This is a genomic window from Arthrobacter crystallopoietes (assembly GCF_002849715.1).
Classification (GTDB): domain Bacteria; phylum Actinomycetota; class Actinomycetes; order Actinomycetales; family Micrococcaceae; genus Crystallibacter; species Crystallibacter crystallopoietes.
On sequence record NZ_CP018863.1, the window covers coordinates 1755817 to 1770847 of the forward strand.

General features: G+C 66.3%; 11 protein-coding genes and 4 riboswitches. Of the genes, 6 read left to right on the plus strand and 5 right to left on the minus strand.

Annotated features, from left to right (window positions below):
* Nucleotides 1-114: 114 nt before the first annotated feature.
* From acs to AC20117_RS08390, 5 genes are all read right to left on the minus strand, one after another.
* Nucleotides 115-2151 carry an acetate--CoA ligase gene (gene acs / locus AC20117_RS08370; RefSeq protein WP_074700120.1) on the minus strand — a complete coding sequence of 679 codons (2037 nt, stop codon included), beginning with the start codon at nt 2149-2151 and terminating at the stop codon, nt 115-117.
* Nucleotides 2127-3053 carry an ABC transporter permease gene (locus AC20117_RS08375; RefSeq protein ID WP_236777475.1) on the minus strand — a complete coding sequence of 309 codons (927 nt, stop codon included), beginning with the start codon at nt 3051-3053 and terminating at the stop codon, nt 2127-2129. Before AC20117_RS08375 ends, acs begins: the two co-directional genes overlap by 25 nt.
* Nucleotides 3053-4099, minus strand: a complete 1047-nt coding sequence (locus AC20117_RS08380; protein ID WP_074700119.1) for an aliphatic sulfonate ABC transporter substrate-binding protein — start codon at nt 4097-4099, stop codon at nt 3053-3055. The genes AC20117_RS08375 and AC20117_RS08380 overlap by 1 nt, the downstream gene beginning before the upstream one ends.
* A gap of 141 nt (nt 4100-4240) precedes the next feature.
* Nucleotides 4241-5101, minus strand: a complete 861-nt coding sequence (locus AC20117_RS08385) for an ABC transporter ATP-binding protein (RefSeq protein ID WP_083339661.1) — start codon at nt 5099-5101, stop codon at nt 4241-4243.
* Between the two features lie 401 nt (nt 5102-5502).
* Nucleotides 5503-6714 (minus strand): cobalamin-independent methionine synthase II family protein, encoded by a 1212-nt coding sequence (locus AC20117_RS08390; protein WP_074700118.1) that lies wholly within the window; start codon nt 6712-6714, stop codon nt 5503-5505.
* 11 nt (nt 6715-6725) lie between these two features.
* A riboswitch (SAM riboswitch) is annotated at nt 6726-6840 on the minus strand.
* A gap of 92 nt (nt 6841-6932) precedes the next feature.
* Between AC20117_RS08390 and AC20117_RS08395 the strand changes: the two genes are divergently transcribed.
* The 6 genes from AC20117_RS08395 to AC20117_RS08420 all read left to right on the plus strand — a co-directional run bounded on the left by AC20117_RS08395 (nt 6933) and on the right by AC20117_RS08420 (nt 14936).
* Entirely contained in the window at nt 6933-7349 is a 417-nt protein-coding gene (locus tag AC20117_RS08395) for a CoA-binding protein (RefSeq protein WP_074700117.1), read from the plus strand.
* A gap of 65 nt (nt 7350-7414) precedes the next feature.
* Nucleotides 7415-7528: riboswitch (SAM riboswitch) on the plus strand.
* A gap of 85 nt (nt 7529-7613) precedes the next feature.
* The gene (locus AC20117_RS08400; protein ID WP_074700116.1) at nt 7614-8828 is read left to right on the plus strand and encodes an acyl-CoA dehydrogenase family protein; all 1215 of its coding nucleotides are present in this window, start codon (nt 7614-7616) and stop codon (nt 8826-8828) included.
* A 79-nt stretch (nt 8829-8907) separates the two neighbouring features.
* Nucleotides 8908-9074, plus strand: a riboswitch (SAM riboswitch).
* Between the two features lie 93 nt (nt 9075-9167).
* On the plus strand, nt 9168-10514 hold the full coding sequence (locus AC20117_RS08405; protein ID WP_074700115.1) for an MFS transporter: 1347 nt from the start codon (nt 9168-9170) through the stop codon (nt 10512-10514).
* Between the two features lie 113 nt (nt 10515-10627).
* A complete protein-coding gene (locus AC20117_RS08410) occupies nt 10628-12013 on the plus strand; it encodes an LLM class flavin-dependent oxidoreductase (protein ID WP_074703122.1) in 1386 nt (461 codons plus the stop codon).
* The gene (locus AC20117_RS08415) at nt 12010-13239 is read left to right on the plus strand and encodes an acyl-CoA dehydrogenase family protein (protein ID WP_074700114.1); all 1230 of its coding nucleotides are present in this window, start codon (nt 12010-12012) and stop codon (nt 13237-13239) included. Before AC20117_RS08410 ends, AC20117_RS08415 begins: the two co-directional genes overlap by 4 nt.
* A gap of 111 nt (nt 13240-13350) precedes the next feature.
* Nucleotides 13351-13440: riboswitch (SAM riboswitch) on the plus strand.
* 89 nt (nt 13441-13529) lie between these two features.
* Entirely contained in the window at nt 13530-14936 is a 1407-nt protein-coding gene (locus AC20117_RS08420; RefSeq protein WP_074700113.1) for an LLM class flavin-dependent oxidoreductase, read from the plus strand.
* Nucleotides 14937-15031 lie beyond the last annotated feature (95 nt).

Sequence of the window (15031 nt, forward strand, 5' to 3'; positions counted from 1 at the left end):
GCGGGCAGGACAGCGGGGCGTGGGGCCGGTACAGGGCAGCGCAGGGCGGGGGCATGGCAGCGGGGGCAGGGCAGGGCCGAGGGGTCCGGCTGCGGTGCCGGCCCCCGGGCCGGGCTACCGCGCCTCGCAGATCTCCTTGATGTCCGCGATGCAGGGCTCATTCTGCAGGCTCGTGGTGTCGCCCAACGTGCTGCCCTCGAACAGCTGGGTCAGCAGGCGCCGCATGATCTTGCCGGACCGGGTCTTGGGCACGTCCGGGACAAACACGATCTCGCGCGGCTTGGCGATCGGCCCGATCTGGGTCGCAACATGCGCGCGCAACTCGGCAGCGGCCGCAGCCTGCTCAGCCGTCGGCTCGGCGGCCGTGGATGCAGCGATCAGCGACTTGTCCGCCGGCACCACGAACGCGGTGGCCGCGTGGCCGGTCTTCGCGTCAAACGTGGGGCACACGCCGGCCTCCACCACCGCCGGGTGCGAGACCAAGGCGGACTCGATCTCGATGGTGGACAAACGGTGGCCGGAAATGTTGATCACGTCATCGGTGCGGCCGAGGATCCAGGTGTCGCCGTCGTCGTCGAACCGCGCGCCGTCGCCGGCCAGGAACCAGCCCTGGTCCGCGTACTTCTCCCAGTAGGAGGTGAAGTAGCGCTCGGGATTGCCCCACACGGTTCGCGCCATCGAGGGGCCCGTCTTGGTGACCACGATGTTGCCCTGCACGTTCGCGCCTACGCGCTTACCGGCGTCGTCGACAATGTCGGTGGCCACGCCGGGCAGCGCGCGGGTGGCGCACCCCGGCTTGAAGGACGCGTCCGTCTGGCGCGGGGAGAGGATGGTCGCGCCGGTTTCGGACTGCCACCAGGTGTCCACCATGGGAACGCCCGAGGCCGGATCTCCGGTCAGCGAGTCGCGGCCGACCTGGGTGCGCAGCCAGCGCCAGGCCTCGGGGTTCACGGCCTCGCCCACCGTGCCGCACAGGCGGATGGAGCTGAGGTCGTAGTCGGCGGGGATGCCGTCCGGGAACCAGCCCATCAGGGAGCGCACCAGCGTGGGCGCCGTGTAGTAGCTGGTCACGCCGTAGCGCTGGATGATCTCGAAGTGGCGGCCCGGGTGCGGGGTGTTGGGCGTGCCCTCGAAGATGACCTGGGTGACGCCGTTGGAGAGCGGGCCGTAGATCTCGTAGGTGTGCGCGGTGACCCAGGCCAGGTCCGCCGTGCACCAGTGGACGTCGCCGTCGCGCTGGGCCGGATCCGGGTTGCTGAACAGGTACTCGTGGCTGAAGGAGGCCTGCGTCAGGTAGCCGCCGGTGGTGTGGACCAGGCCCTTCGGCTGGCCGGTGGTGCCGGAGGTGTACATGATGAACAGCGGCGTCTCGGCGTCGAATGCCTCCGGCTCATGGACCTCGGAGGCGGTGTCGACGACGTCGTGCCACCAGACGTCGCGGCCCTCCACCCAGTTGATGTCGGTGTGGCCGGTCCGGTTGATCACCAGCACGTGCTCGATCGCGTTGTCGCCGGCAACGGCTTCATCCGCGTTGGCCTTGACCGGGACGGCCTGGCCGCGGCGGAACTGGCCGTCCGTGGTGACCAGCAGTTTGGCGCGGGTGTCCTCGACGCGGAACTTCAGTGCCTCGGAGGAGAAGCCGCCGAAGACCAGCGAGTGCACGGCGCCGATTCGGGCGCAGGCCAGCGTGATGACCACCGTCTCGACGATCACCGGCAGGTAGATGACCACGCGGTCGCCCTTGGTGATGCCCAGGGCCAGCAGCGCGTTGGCCGCCTTGGAAACCTCGCGCTGCAGGTCCGCGTAGGTGACGGTGCGGCGGTCGCCGGGCTCGCCCTCGAAATGCAGGGCCACCTTGTCGCCGCGGCCGGCCTCCACATGGCGGTCCGCGCAGTTGTAGGCGGCGTTGAGCTTGCCGCCGTCGAACCAGCGCAGCTCCGGTCCACGGCGCGACTCGGTATCCACCGGGGTGGAAGAGTGCGCGGTGTGCCAAGGCTCGGCCCAGTCCAGGCGCCGGGCGGCCGCCTCCCAGAAGGCGAGGCGCTCGGCCTCGGTCTGCGGCTCGGCCCAGTCGGTGGCCGGAAGCTCCGGTGCGGAGGTCTGTGCGGCGGCGGTTTCGGCTACGTTTATGCCCATCGTTTTACTGCCCATTTCTCTGCGACTCCGAGGAGCGCGTCGGTTATCTTTCCAATCACGGCCAGCAGGACGATCGCCAGCAGCAACCGGTCCGTGCGGCCATTATTCTGTGAGTCCGTCAGCAGGAAGCCCAGTCCCATCGAGGACGCGATCAGTTCCGCCGCCACCAGGAACAGCCACGCCTGCGCCAGCGCGAGCCGAAGTCCGGAAAAGACCGAAGGAACGACGGCGGGAAGCTGCACCGTGGTCAGCAGTTTCAGACCCTTGAGCCCGAAGGCGCGGCCCGCTTCCACCAGGTTGCGGTCCACGTGGCGCAGCGCCAGCGACACCGTGGTGAAGACGGGGAAGAAGGCGCCGATCAGGATCAGCGTGACCTTGGAGTCCTCGCCGATCTTCATCCACAGGATCAGCAGCGGGACCCACGCCAGGGACGGGACCGCACGCAGGGCACCGATCAGCGGCGCCAGCAGGACGTCGGCCCAGCGGGAGAGGCCCACAAGCGCGCCGAAGGCCAGGCCCAGGGCGGCGCCGAAGGCGAAGCCGATCAGCACGCGCTGCGTCGAGATCGCAATATGCGTTGCGAGTTCGCCGCGCTGGATCAGGTCGGCCGCGGCCTCGAAGACCATGGCCGGCGGCGGCAGCTGCACCACGCTGAAGAGGCCAGCGGACGTGCTCCACTGCCAGGCCGCGATGAGCGCGCCGGGAATGAGCAGTCCAAGGAACAGGCGCGCCCAGCCATTGTCCAGTACCCCGGCCGGGGACCATCCGTTTGCCGGGGAACGGTCCGATGAAGGACCGGCCGGACCCGGCTGAGCTGCGCCTGCGGTTGTTATCGTCACGCCAGTAGCCTCGAGGCCTTCTTTACTGGTGGCGATAACGCTGTTGCCGGTGGCTCCCGGATTCCCGATGTGTGTCATCAGGATTCCTTGATGGCTGACGGATCAGCCTTGAGCACCAGCGAGTCTACGAGCAGCGTGTCGACGGCGTCGTCGATCTGCTTCTGGCTGGCCACGTCGCCGGTTTCGACGAAGGCCGGGCCAATCTTCTCCAGCACCGCGCGCTGCACTTCACCCGGCGCCGGATCGACGTCGAGGTTGCTGCGCTCGGTGATCACCGTGGTGGCTACCTCAAGGTCCAGTCCGGCCACGTCGGCGAGGATCTGCGCGGTCTCTTCCGGGTTCTCGGCGGCCCAGACGCGCGCCTTCTCATACGCGTTGACCACGGTCTGCGCCAGCTCCGGCTCTTCTTCGAGGAAGGACTCGGTGGCGTTCAAGAAGCCGTAGGTGTTGAAGTCGAGGTTCCGGTAGAACAGCTCCGCGCCCTCCTGCTCGGCGCCGGCCATGATCGGATCCAGACCGGACCAGGCGTCCACAGAGCCGTTGTTCAGTGCGCTCCAGCCGTCGGCGTGCTGCAGGTTCTGCACGGTCACGTCCTCCGGGGTCAGCCCGGCCTCCTCGAGGGACTGCAACAGGAAGAAGTACGGATCCGTGCCCTTGGTGGCGGCCACGGACTTGCCCTTGAGGTCTTCGACCTTCTCGATGCCGGACTCCGGCAGCGCCACCAAGGCGGACCACTCCGGCTGCGAGTAAAGGTCGATGGTCTTGATCGGCGAACCGTTGGCGCGGGCCAGCAGCGCGGCGGAACCGGCGGTGGACCCAACGTCGACGGCGCCCGAACGCAGCGCCTCGTTGGCCTTGTTGGAACCGGCGGACTGGATCCAGTTGACCTCAACGCCGTCCTCGGCCAGCGTCGCTTCGAGCCAGCCCTTTTCCTTGATGATCAGGCTCAGCGGGTTGTAGGTGGCGAAATCGATGTTCAGGACACCGTCGCCGGCGGCTCCCGCAGCGGCAGTGGCTTCGGAATCCTCGCCGGCCACGCAGCCGGTCAGGGCCAGGGAGGCGGAGGCGGCGACGGCGGCCGCTCCGAAGAGGGAACGGCGGGAAAAGCGGCTGGCAAGCGACATGATTGATCCTTCAAAAGTAGTGCGGAACAGGAGACGATCCGCGGAACACGGGGGTAAACGGGCCGCAACGGACCCGGCATAGCTCAGGGGAAAACAGGGGAGTACGACGGCGCAACCGGCCGCCGCACCAGCCGGACGGCGTTAGTGGCCGTCGACGCCGAGGCTGGCCAGCAGGGAGCTGCGCATTCGGGCCAGCTCCACGGAACCACGGTCACGCGGGCGGTCGCCGGGGACATCGACGGTACGCACGATGGTGGCGCCGTCGTGCTCTTTGCCGGTTTCCTTGCCCAGCACGATGATCCGGTCGGCCAGCTGCAGGGCTTCGTCGACGTCGTGCGTGACCAGCAGGACGGTGGTCGGTTCGGCGGCGTGGACGTCCAGCAGCAGGTCCTGCATCTTGATCCGGGTCAGCGCATCCAAGGCGCCGAAGGGCTCATCGAGCAGCAGCACGCCGGGGTTACGGGCGAGGGCTCGGGCCAGCGAGGCGCGCTGGGCCATGCCGCCGGAGACCTCGCGCGGCCGGTGCTTGGCGAACTTGTCCAGCCCCACCAGCTCCAGCAGGCGGGCGACCTTGGACTTGCCCTGCTTCGCGCTGGTGCCGGTGGGCAGGCCGATGGCCACGTTGGCCTGCAGCGTGTGCCAGGGCAGCAGCCGCGGTTCCTGAAAGGCGAAGGCGCAGCGCGCATCGATGCCCTGGACCGGCGTGCCGTCGATGTCCACGGAGCCGGCGCTGGGGGCGTCGAGGCCGGCTGCGGCGCGCAGCAGGGTTGACTTGCCACAGCCGCTTGGACCGAGGATGGCGAGGACTTCACCACGCCGGACGTCAAAGTTGATGTCGCGGAGCACGGTGTGGGCAGCGTTCCCGGTGCCGAAGGTGCGGCGCAGCCCGCGGAAGGAAACAGGCAAGGCCGAGGCATCGTAAGCCGGGTCAACGGCCGTGCTGCTGGAAGAGTCCGGGCTGGAAGGGGCCGTCGGCCGCGCGGACGGGATTACTGCAGTCATGAAAGATCACTCCATCGATCCTGGCAGTAGCACCCTACGGATCAAGCCTTGCGGCGCAGCTTTCGCTTAGCCGTTCCCGTGGCTTGTCACCTCGTTATCGCCGGGAACCAGGGGAGGTTTCCAACGACCAGGGTTGCTGCGGCTTCATCGATCCAGGTCTCTCGGCCGCTCGGGATGGTCAAGGCCAACTAAACTGCACGCAGGACCCATTCGGCAAGGCGGCTGTAACAATCCCGCGTAACAAAAGCTGCGCCCCGGGCCCTAACCGCCGTCCACCCTTGGCCCTAACCGCCGTCTACTGTGCAGATAATGCCCTTTCCCCGTGGGCAAAAGGGCATTATCTGCACAGTCAATGAGAGACAGCAGCCAGCGGGAGGCAGCCGCGCAGATTGCCGGGGAGACTACTTCCAGAGGCGCTTGGTGGCGAGCTCCGCGCCCTGGCCCAGCGCCTCGAGCTTGGCGATCGCGATCTGCGGGTGCACGCGTCCGCCCAGGCCGCAGTCGGTGGAGGCGATGACGTTTTCGCGGCCCACCAGGCGGGCGAAGCGCTCAATCCGGTCCGCCACCAGTTCGGGATGCTCGACGACGTTGGTCGCATGGGAGACCACGCCGGGAATGATGGACTTGCCCTCGGGCAGCTTGGTGTCTTCCCAGATGCGCCACTCGTGCTCGTGCCGGACATTGGCGGCCTCGAAGGAATACGCGCCGGCGTTGATCTGCAGCACGGAATCGATGATGTCCGCGAACGGGATGTCGGTCGTGTGCGGGCCGTGCCAGGAGCCCCAGCAGACGTGCAGCCGGATCTGCTCCTGCGGCAGGTCGCGCAGCGCCCATTTGGTGGCCTCGACGCGCAGTTGGATGAACTTCAGGTAGTCCTCCAGACTGGGCTCCGGGTTGATCTGGTCCCAGCTCTCCGCCAGGGACGGGTCATCGAGCTGGACCGTCAGGCCGGCGTCGATAATCGCTTTGTATTCCTCACGCATGGCATCGGCGCAGGCGTACAGCAGCTCTTCGTCCGTCTTGTAGTACTCATTGGCCACGCGGGCGCAGGAGCCCGGGGACAGCGCGGCCACGAAACCCTCGGACAGCCCGGCGGCGTCGAGGCCCTTCTTCAGGTTGGTTGCATCCGACTGCACCAGGTCATGCCCGGTGTAGGTCAGCGGCCCGGCGATCTTCGGCTGCGTGACGGACTTGCGGTGCGCCAGAATGCCCGACGACGGATCGTTGTAGGCGTCATTGAACTTCTGCCGGTCGCGCCGGTCCGGGAAGGATGTGAGCACAATGTTGCCGGGGGAGGAGCGGCGCACTTCGGCATCGGCCCAGCGGTCCACATTGGTCGGCTCCAGTCCGCCCAGGCGCGCGAAGGAGTAGTTCCACCAGGCGCCGTAATCAACGGAGCTCGCCATGGCGTGCCCGTACTCGCCGTCGTTCGGTATATCGATGCCCAGGTTCCGCTGGCGGGCGACGACGTCGATCACCGAAGTTTCGAGCAGGTCCAGGAATTCCGGGGTAATTCCGTTGGCATCCTTGGACTCGTTGGCGGCCAGCAGCTCCGGCGTCCGCGGCAACGAACCGGCGTGGGTGACGCGGATGTGGTCGGTGTTTGAGGACATGGTGGAGTTCCTTTCCATCGGTCCTGGCAGTAGCACCGTTGCCCGTGGTCAGCCTGACGGCTTGTGCAAGGGGGCGGGTTGCTGCGGCTTCATCGATCCAGGTCTCTCGGCCGCTCGGGATGGGTCCTCCCACTAAATGGCATTTGGAGTTGCCGGCGCAAGTCCGCCTACCGCGGCCTGGCATTCCCGAGTGAATGTGACGCAGGTAGGCTGGCGGCATGGCGCATCAGAATGATCCCGAAGTCATCAAGCGGCTCCTGAGCACCCCGGCGCGCTGGGCCGTGGTAGGCCTCTCCAACAACCCGCGTCGCGTGGCGCTGAGTGTGTCCCGCTACATGATGGACCGGTTGGGCATGGAGATCATTCCGGTCAGCCTCAAGGGCGACGACGTCCACGGGCAGAAGGGGTACAAGAAGCTGGCGGAGATTCCCGGCGAGATCGACGTGGTGAACTGCTTTGTGAACTCGCACAAGGTCGGGCCTGTGGTGGACCAGGCGATTGAGGTCGGGGCGAAGGCCGTGTGGCTGCAGCTCGGCGTGATCGACGAAGCCGCGGCGGAACGGGCCAAGGCCGCCGGGCTCGACGTCGTGATGGATACCTGCCCGAAAATCGAGGCGCCGTACCTCGGTTTGTAGCCCCGCATTCACATAACTTCATCTTTGTTTCGGGGAGCCCGGCTCCTCGGCATACTGAACTCCAAGATCAAGAGTCCCAACGACAAGCTCTGGCTGGTTGGGCGGCAACCCTCTCCCGTAGTGGGGTGCCCCAGATGAGGATCTGGCCGCGCACAAACCGTGTCCGGCAAGTACGGCCCCCTCCCGGCTGCGTCCCCTTACCTCGAATCTACGTGGTTGTTGCGCGCCGCAGGCAGGCGGGAGCCTCTGCCCCAGGAGCACATCATGTCCGATAACGTATTCGCAACGGCCGCCGCCAAGTACCGGCCGATCTTCGCCCGCATCGCCGCCGGTGCACTGGACCGTGAACAGGCCAGGGAACTGCCGTTCGAGCAAATCGGCTGGCTGAAGGAAGCCGGCTTCGGCGCCGCCCGCATCCCCGCGGAATTCGGCGGGGACGGCCTGAACTGGGAAGAATTCACCCAGCTGCTCATCGAGCTTGCCGCGGCCGACAGCAACATCCCGCAGGCCCTGCGCGCGCACATCGCCCTGACGGAAGAACACCTCTACCACCACCACCGCGAAGACCGCAGCGTCTGGCTGCAGCGCTTCGCCAACGGCCAGCTGGCCGGCAACGCGTGGACCGAGCCGGGCGTCGGCGGCACCGGCACTGTGCTGGACGAGGCCGGCGGCAAGCTCGTGCTGAACGGGCGCAAGTTCTACACCACCGGCACCATCTTCGCCGACTGGATCGACGTGACGGCCAAACGCCCTGACGGCACCGACGTCTCCGTCATCATTTCCACCAAGACCGCCGGCGTGGAGACCTTCGACGACTGGGACGGCTTCGGCCAGCGGCTCACGGGCAGCGGGACCACGGTGTTCACCGACGCCGAAGTGGGCCCCGCCAACGTCTCCGCCTTCGCCGACCGCTTCCCCTACCAGACCGCCCTCTACCAGCACATCCTGCTGGTCAGCCTGGCCGGCATCGCCAAGGCCGTGGTCACCGACGTCGCGGCGAACGTGCGCGAGCGGAAGCGCGTCTTCGGCCATGGCAACGCCCCGCTGGTGCGCAACGACGCCCAGATTCTGCAGGTTGTCGGCGAAATCAGCGCCAAGGCCTACGCCGCGGAAGCCACCACCCTGCGCGTAGCTCAGACCCTCGACCGGGTCTTCGCTTCAAGATTGCAGAACGACGACGCCGAAAAGGCGGCCAACATCGCCATCGAACTTGAATCCGGCCAGGCGCAGATTGTGCTGAGCGCTCTGGTGCCCGACGCGGCGGGAGCCCTGTTCAATGTGCTGGGTGCCTCGTCGACCAGCACGGGGAAAGCGCTGGACCGGCACTGGCGCAACGCCCGGACCGTGGCCACGCACAACCCGTTCATCTACAAGTCGCGGATCGTCGGCGACTGGGAGGTCAACGCCACGGAACCGCCCTATGTCTGGACCATCGGTGTTGCCGGCGCCGATGCGGAACGCCGAACCGCGGCAGTCTAGCCTTTCCACTGTGAGGCGGGTTACGGCATGTGACGGACCGCTTTTTCGTGGACCGGTGACTGGCCCCACACTGAACGTGTAACCATCCCGAGCGGCTGAGAGACCTGGCTCTATGACGCCGCAGCAACCCTGGTCACGACGAATCTCCCTGGATTCGCGCTGATAACAAGGAACTTGTCGAGGGCTGCGCCGAACAAGCGCAGTAAGACCTGTTCCGTAGGGTGCTACTGCCAGGACCGATGGAGTAAGCGCCTCAACCGGTCCTTCCCACTGCCTTCCGCCGTGGTCCGATCGGATGTGCGCTGCATCTTCTCGGCTGACGCCACAGGAGAGACAGTAATGAGCACCACCACAAACCCTTCCCCGCCGAAGAAAATGACCACGAAGGTCGCCGTAGCCAGCTTCATCGGCACGACGATCGAAGGCTATGACTTTGTCCTGTACGGGCTCGCGGCGGCCACCGTTTTCGGGCCATTGTTCTTCGCCCCGGCCGAACCGCTGGTCGGCACCATCGCCGCCTTCGCCACCTATGCCGTCGGCTTCGTCGCCCGTCCGGTCGGCGGCATTCTCGGCGGCCACTTCGGTGACCGGATCGGTCGCAAGACCGTGCTTGTTGCCTCGCTGCTGCTGACCGGTCTGGCCACTACCGCCATCGGCCTGCTGCCGATCTACGCACAGATCGGCTGGGTCGCCCCCGTACTGTTGCTGCTGCTGCGTGTTCTCCAGGGCATCGGCTACGGGGCCGAATGGGCCGGTGCGGCCCTGATGACGGTGGAGCACGCCAAGCCGAAGCGCCGCGGACTGACCAGCAGCGCCACACAGCTCGGGCCCACTTCCGGCATGCTGCTGGCCACGGGCGTGCTGCTGGTGTTGGAGAACTCCATGACCAACGAACAGTTCCTGGCCTGGGGCTGGCGGATCCCATTCGTGGCCAGCTTGCTGCTGGTCGCCGTCGGACTGGTGATCCGGTTGTCTGTCGAAGACAGCGCAGAGTTCAAGCGTGTGCAGCAGGTAGAGAAGGTCGCTGACCGCCCGGTGCTGGAAAGCATCAAGACCCACCCGCGGCAGGTTGCGCTCACTACCGGCCTCCGCATTGCGCAGAACGCCTTCTACTACGTCTACACCGTCTTTATCCTGACGTACCTGACCCAAGTCTCCGGTACGGACCGCAACACCGGCCTGGCCGCCGTGCTGATCGCGTCCGCGCTGGGCCTGGTCACCGTCCCGCTGTGGGGCTGGCTGTCAGATGTCATCGGCCGGCGCAGGGTCTACCTCTTCGGGGCAATCAGCAGCGCCGTGGCCGTCATCCCGTTCTTCTGGCTGCTCGACAGCGGGGTGTTCTTCCTGATCGTCCTCGGCGTGGTGTTCGGCCTGAACGTCGGACATGACGCCATGTACGGTCCGCAGGCTGCGTTCTTCTCCGAGCTGTTCAGCACCCGGGTCCGGTTCAGCGGGGTCTCCCTCGGCTACCAGCTCGGCTCGGTACTCGGCGGCGGCCTGGCACCCTTGGTGGCTACGGCCCTGCTGGCGGCCGGCGGCGGGAATCCGGTCTGGGTCATCGTGTACTTCCTCGGCGTCTCGGCCATCACGATCATCGCCACGCTCAAGGCTCCCGAGACCAAGGACCGTCCGTTGTCCGGAAACGCGCAGGCAGATGCGCAGCCGGAGCTCGTCTCCGCGCCTTGACCCGAGCCGGCGACCCGGCAACCGCATGGCTTCAAAGAAAGGGACCCGTTTTGGCCACCGAGAGTACGCGCTACCCGCAGGGGCGTCCCCGTCTGCTGCTGAGCGCCTTCGTCATGAACACCAACAGCCACATCATGGGCGGACAGTGGCGCCATCCGCAGGCGCAGCAGCACCGCTTCAATGACCTGCAGCTATGGACAGACCTGGCCCGGCAGCTTGAAGAAGCGAAGTTCGACGCCCTCTTCTTCGCCGACGTCGTTGGCCTTTATGGGGACGACGACGGCGGATGGGCCTCGCACATCCGCCGCGGCCTGCAGGTGCCGGCCAACGATCCGCTCATCCTGCTGGGCGCCCTGGCCGGGGCGACCCGGGAGATCGGGCTGGCGGCGACCTCATCGGTGATCCAGAGCCATCCGTTCCAGTTCGCGCGGCAAATGTCCACCCTGGACCACATCTCCAACGGGCGCGCGGCCTGGAACATCGTGACGAGCGCCTTGGAGAACGCGCACCGCAACTTCGGCGGCGGCGGTTTGGCCGCGCACGAAGACCGGTACGCCTGGGCCGAAGAGTACGTCTCCGCGGTCTACAAACTGTGGGAAGGCTCCTGGGACGACGGCGCGCTGGTCCAGGACAAGGCGGCCGGAGTCCACGCGGATCCGGAGAAGGTCCACAAGATTTACCACCGCGGCGAACGGTATTCGATCGATGGTCCGCACCTGTCTTCGCCGTCGCCCCAGCGGACCCCGGTGCTGTTCCAGGCCGGGAGCTCGGGCCGCGGCCAGCAGTTCTGCGCCGCGAACGCCGAGGCGACCTTCATGCTAGCGGCGCATCCCGACGCCGCCGCCACATACACCGCCGCCGTGCGCAGCCAGACGGTTGCTGCCGGGCGCAGGGCCGAGGACCTGAAGTTCTTCCAGGGGCTGCACTTCATCGTCGGCGGCACGGAGTCGGAGGCGGACCGCAAAGAGGCCGAATTGGACGAATACCTGGACTCCGGAGCGATGATCGCCCACATCGCCGGCGGCCTCGGTGTAGATCTGGGCGGACTGGATCCGGATACGCCGCTGGGCGATTTCCAGACGGAAGGCACGCAGGGACACCTGGAGAGCCTGCGCAAATCTGTTCCCGGAGGCAACCCGACCTTGCGTGATGTCGCGAACTTCCGCGGGCGGGCCCACCGGGTCAAGGGAACCCCGGAACAGATCGCCGACCGGCTGGAGCAGTGGCAGGACGCCGGCGTGGATGGCATCAACATCATCAACCAGATCCTGCCCGGTTCCTACACGGACTTCATTGACGGAGTGCTGCCGGAACTACGCAGCAGGGGACTGGCGCAGACGGAGTACGCGCCGGGAAGCTTCCGGGAAAAGCTGTTCGGCCGCGGCGAGGGCTACAACGGACCGCAGCTCAACGAACGGCACCCGGCACGCCAGTACCGCGGCGCCTTCGACGAATTCTCAGCGGCAGCACAGAACAAGGTTTTGGAAGGAAGACGATGACGGAGACTATCGCGAACGAGCGCACCGAGACCGCGGAAGCAACCTATGAGCGGTTGGCCGGCCGCTTCCGGCCGGTCTTCGAGCGGATTGCGCAGGGAGCGCTGGACCGGGAGCTGAACAGGATCCTGCCGTTCGAACAAGTTGCGTGGCTGAACGCCGCCGGCTTCGGGAAACTGCGGGTGCCGGTGGAACATGGCGGCGACGGCGTCTCCTTCGAGCACTTCTTCCGCCTCCTGATCGAACTTGCGGCGGCGGACTCCAGCGTCGCCCACCTGTACCGCTCGCACTTCGCCTTCGTCGAGACGGTTGGTCTGGAAGGCGAGGCGTTTGCCCGCCGCTGGTATCCGCGCATTGTGGCCGGCGAGATCTTCGGCAACGCGGCCACGGAGAAGGCCGGAAACGCGCTGGGCACCACGAACACCAAGCTGGTCAGGGACGGCGGGAGGTGGCTGCTCAACGGTGAAAAGTACTACACCACCGGCAGCATCTTCGCGGAGTGGATCGCGGTCATGGCCAGTACCGACGGTATCGAGGGCCGGCAGTACGCCGTCGTCAATACCAAGCAGGCGGGTGTGGAGATCGTTGACGACTGGGACGGCTTCGGCCAGCAGCTGACCGGAACGGGGACAACCTACTTCCGCGATGCCGCGGTGGAGCCGGCCGACGTTATCGAACGCAAGCCGTCGAGCACGCACGAACCGGCATTCTTCCAGTTGGTGCTGCTCGCCGTACTGGCCGGAATTGGCAACGCGGCGCTCGCGGACGCGAAGATCCTGGTGCGGAACCGCAAGCGGACCTTTAACACCGGAACCGGCGAACTGTTCCGCAATGACCCGCTGATCCTTCAACTCGTCGGCCAGCTGTCGGCCAAGGTATTCGCTGCGGAATCGGTGGTTCTGACCGCGGCACGGGAACTGGATGCCGCGGCAGACAAGTCCCTCCCGCTCGACGACGTTCAGCGTTACGTCCGCGGGGAAGCCGCTGTGGAAAAGGCGCAGATTGTTGTTCCGGAGCTGGTTCTTGAGGCCACCGGGCAGCTGTTTGACGTCACAGGAGCAAGCGCGACGTCCAAGGGCAAGGCGCTGGACCGCCATTGGCGCAACGCCCGGACCGTCGCGACGCACAATCCCACCGTCTTCAAGGCGCGGACCATTGGCGACTATGAGGTCAACGGCACCACGCCCGAGGGGCTGCACAGCATCGGTGACGCGCCGTCCAAGTCCTGAACGGGGGCTCCGACGGCAGTCGCGGTCGGCGGGCGCGAAAGCCGCCGGGGGATTACCCGGTATGACGTAGGGATTTCGCGCCCGCCGCCGGACTGCGGTGGAATGGAGCTGTAACCATCCAGAGCGGCTGAGAGACCTGGCTCGTTGACGCCGCAGCAACCCCCTCTTTGAGGAAGGTGCTACCGCCAGGACCGATGGAGATCCAAAATTCTTTCGGTAGCCGCCGCGGTTTTCCGCTTCGACCGCAGCTACCGGTGTAGGGGCTCTTCACGGTCATGAAGGAGTCTGAAATGACATTGGTACCCGCCGCCAGGCAAATCCGCTTCAACGCATTCGACATGAACTGCGTTGGACACCAGTCACCCGGTCTGTGGCGCCATCCCCAGGACAAGTCCGCCGACTACAAGACGATCGGCTACTGGACGCATTTGGCGAAGGTGCTGGAAGAGGGCCTCTTCGACGGCCTCTTCATCGCCGACGTGCTGGGCACTTACGACGTGTTCGGCGGCTCCAACGAAGTCACGCTCCGTGCGGGTACCCAGGTCCCGGTCAATGATCCGTTCATGCTGGTTTCGGCCATGGCCGCGGTGACCGAGAACCTCGGCTTCGGCCTCACCGCCGGCACCGCCTACGAGCATCCGTATCCCTTCGCCCGCCGGTTGGCCACGCTGGACCACCTGACGAACGGCCGCGTTGGCTGGAACGTGGTCACCGGCTATCTGCCGTCCGCGGCGCGCAACATGGGCCAGACGGACCAGATGGAGCACGACGAGCGGTACGCCCACGCCGACGAGTACCTTGAAGTGGTATACAAGCTGCTCGAAGGTTCCTGGGAAGAAGACGCCGTGGTCAAGGACCGGGAAGCCGGTATCTTTGTGGATCCGGCCAAGGTGCACGAGATCGGCCACGAGGGCAAGTACTTCAAGGTCCCCGGCATCGCCATCACCGAGCCGAGTCCGCAGCGCACTCCAGTTATCTTCCAGGCCGGCGCCTCCAAGCGCGGGACCGAGTTCGCCGCAGAGAACGCCGAAGCTGTCTTCGTTACGTGCCCGACCAAGGAAATGCTGGCCGCCTCGGTCAAGAAGATCCGCGATGCGGTGGAGGCCGCCGGCCGCGGCCGCTACGACGTGCGCATCTACGCCATGCAGACCGTGGTCACCGGTCCGGACAGCGCCACCGCGCAGGCCAAGTTCGAGGACTACAAGTCCTACGCCGACGTCAACGGTGCGCTGGCCCTGATTTCGGGCTGGATGGGTGTGGACCTGTCCAGCTACGGCCCGGACGATGTGATCGGCGAGAACGTGAAGTCCAACGCCATCCAGTCCTCGGTGGAGACGTTCCAGAAGGCCTCCGGCGAAGACGGCAAGCCGTGGACCATCCGTCAGCTGGCCGAATGGGTCGGTGTCGGCGGTTTTGGGCCTATCACCGTTGGTTCCGGCGAAGAAGTTGCCAAGAAGCTCATAGACTGGGTGGACGAGACCGACGTGGACGGCTTTAACCTGGCCTATGCCATCACCCCGGGCACCTTTGAGGACATCGTTGAATTCGTCGTTCCGGAACTGCAGAAGCGCGGTGCCTACCCGACCAAGTACGCCGAAGGCACCCTGCGCAACAAGCTGTTTGGCAAGGGCGACCGGCTGCCTGAGCAGCACCGGGGTGCCGGCTACCGCCTCGGCGCAGCCGTTTCCGCGTCCTGACCCAGCCGGGAAGGCTTTCCTGACCCAGCCGGGAAGGCTTTCCTGACTCAGGCCGGGGCGGCGTCAGGAGGCCCGGCCACACGTAGGCCGTGCCG

What these genes read in the sequence shown, in the direction of transcription:
- acs (WP_074700120.1), bottom strand. Translation starts at nt 2,151, where the DNA reads ATGGGCAGTAAAACGATGGGCATAAACGTAGCCGAAACCGCCGCCGCA.
- AC20117_RS08375 (WP_236777475.1), bottom strand. Translation starts at nt 3,053, where the DNA reads ATGACACACATCGGGAATCCGGGAGCCACCGGCAACAGCGTTATCGCC.
- AC20117_RS08380 (WP_074700119.1), bottom strand. Translation starts at nt 4,099, where the DNA reads ATGTCGCTTGCCAGCCGCTTTTCCCGCCGTTCCCTCTTCGGAGCGGCC.
- AC20117_RS08385 (WP_083339661.1), bottom strand. Translation starts at nt 5,101, where the DNA reads ATGACTGCAGTAATCCCGTCCGCGCGGCCGACGGCCCCTTCCAGCCCG.
- AC20117_RS08390 (WP_074700118.1), bottom strand. Translation starts at nt 6,714, where the DNA reads ATGTCCTCAAACACCGACCACATCCGCGTCACCCACGCCGGTTCGTTG.
- AC20117_RS08395 (WP_074700117.1), top strand. Translation starts at nt 6,933, where the DNA reads ATGGCGCATCAGAATGATCCCGAAGTCATCAAGCGGCTCCTGAGCACC.
- AC20117_RS08400 (WP_074700116.1), top strand. Translation starts at nt 7,614, where the DNA reads ATGTCCGATAACGTATTCGCAACGGCCGCCGCCAAGTACCGGCCGATC.
- AC20117_RS08405 (WP_074700115.1), top strand. Translation starts at nt 9,168, where the DNA reads ATGAGCACCACCACAAACCCTTCCCCGCCGAAGAAAATGACCACGAAG.
- AC20117_RS08410 (WP_074703122.1), top strand. Translation starts at nt 10,628, where the DNA reads ATGAACACCAACAGCCACATCATGGGCGGACAGTGGCGCCATCCGCAG.
- AC20117_RS08415 (WP_074700114.1), top strand. Translation starts at nt 12,010, where the DNA reads ATGACGGAGACTATCGCGAACGAGCGCACCGAGACCGCGGAAGCAACC.
- AC20117_RS08420 (WP_074700113.1), top strand. Translation starts at nt 13,530, where the DNA reads ATGACATTGGTACCCGCCGCCAGGCAAATCCGCTTCAACGCATTCGAC.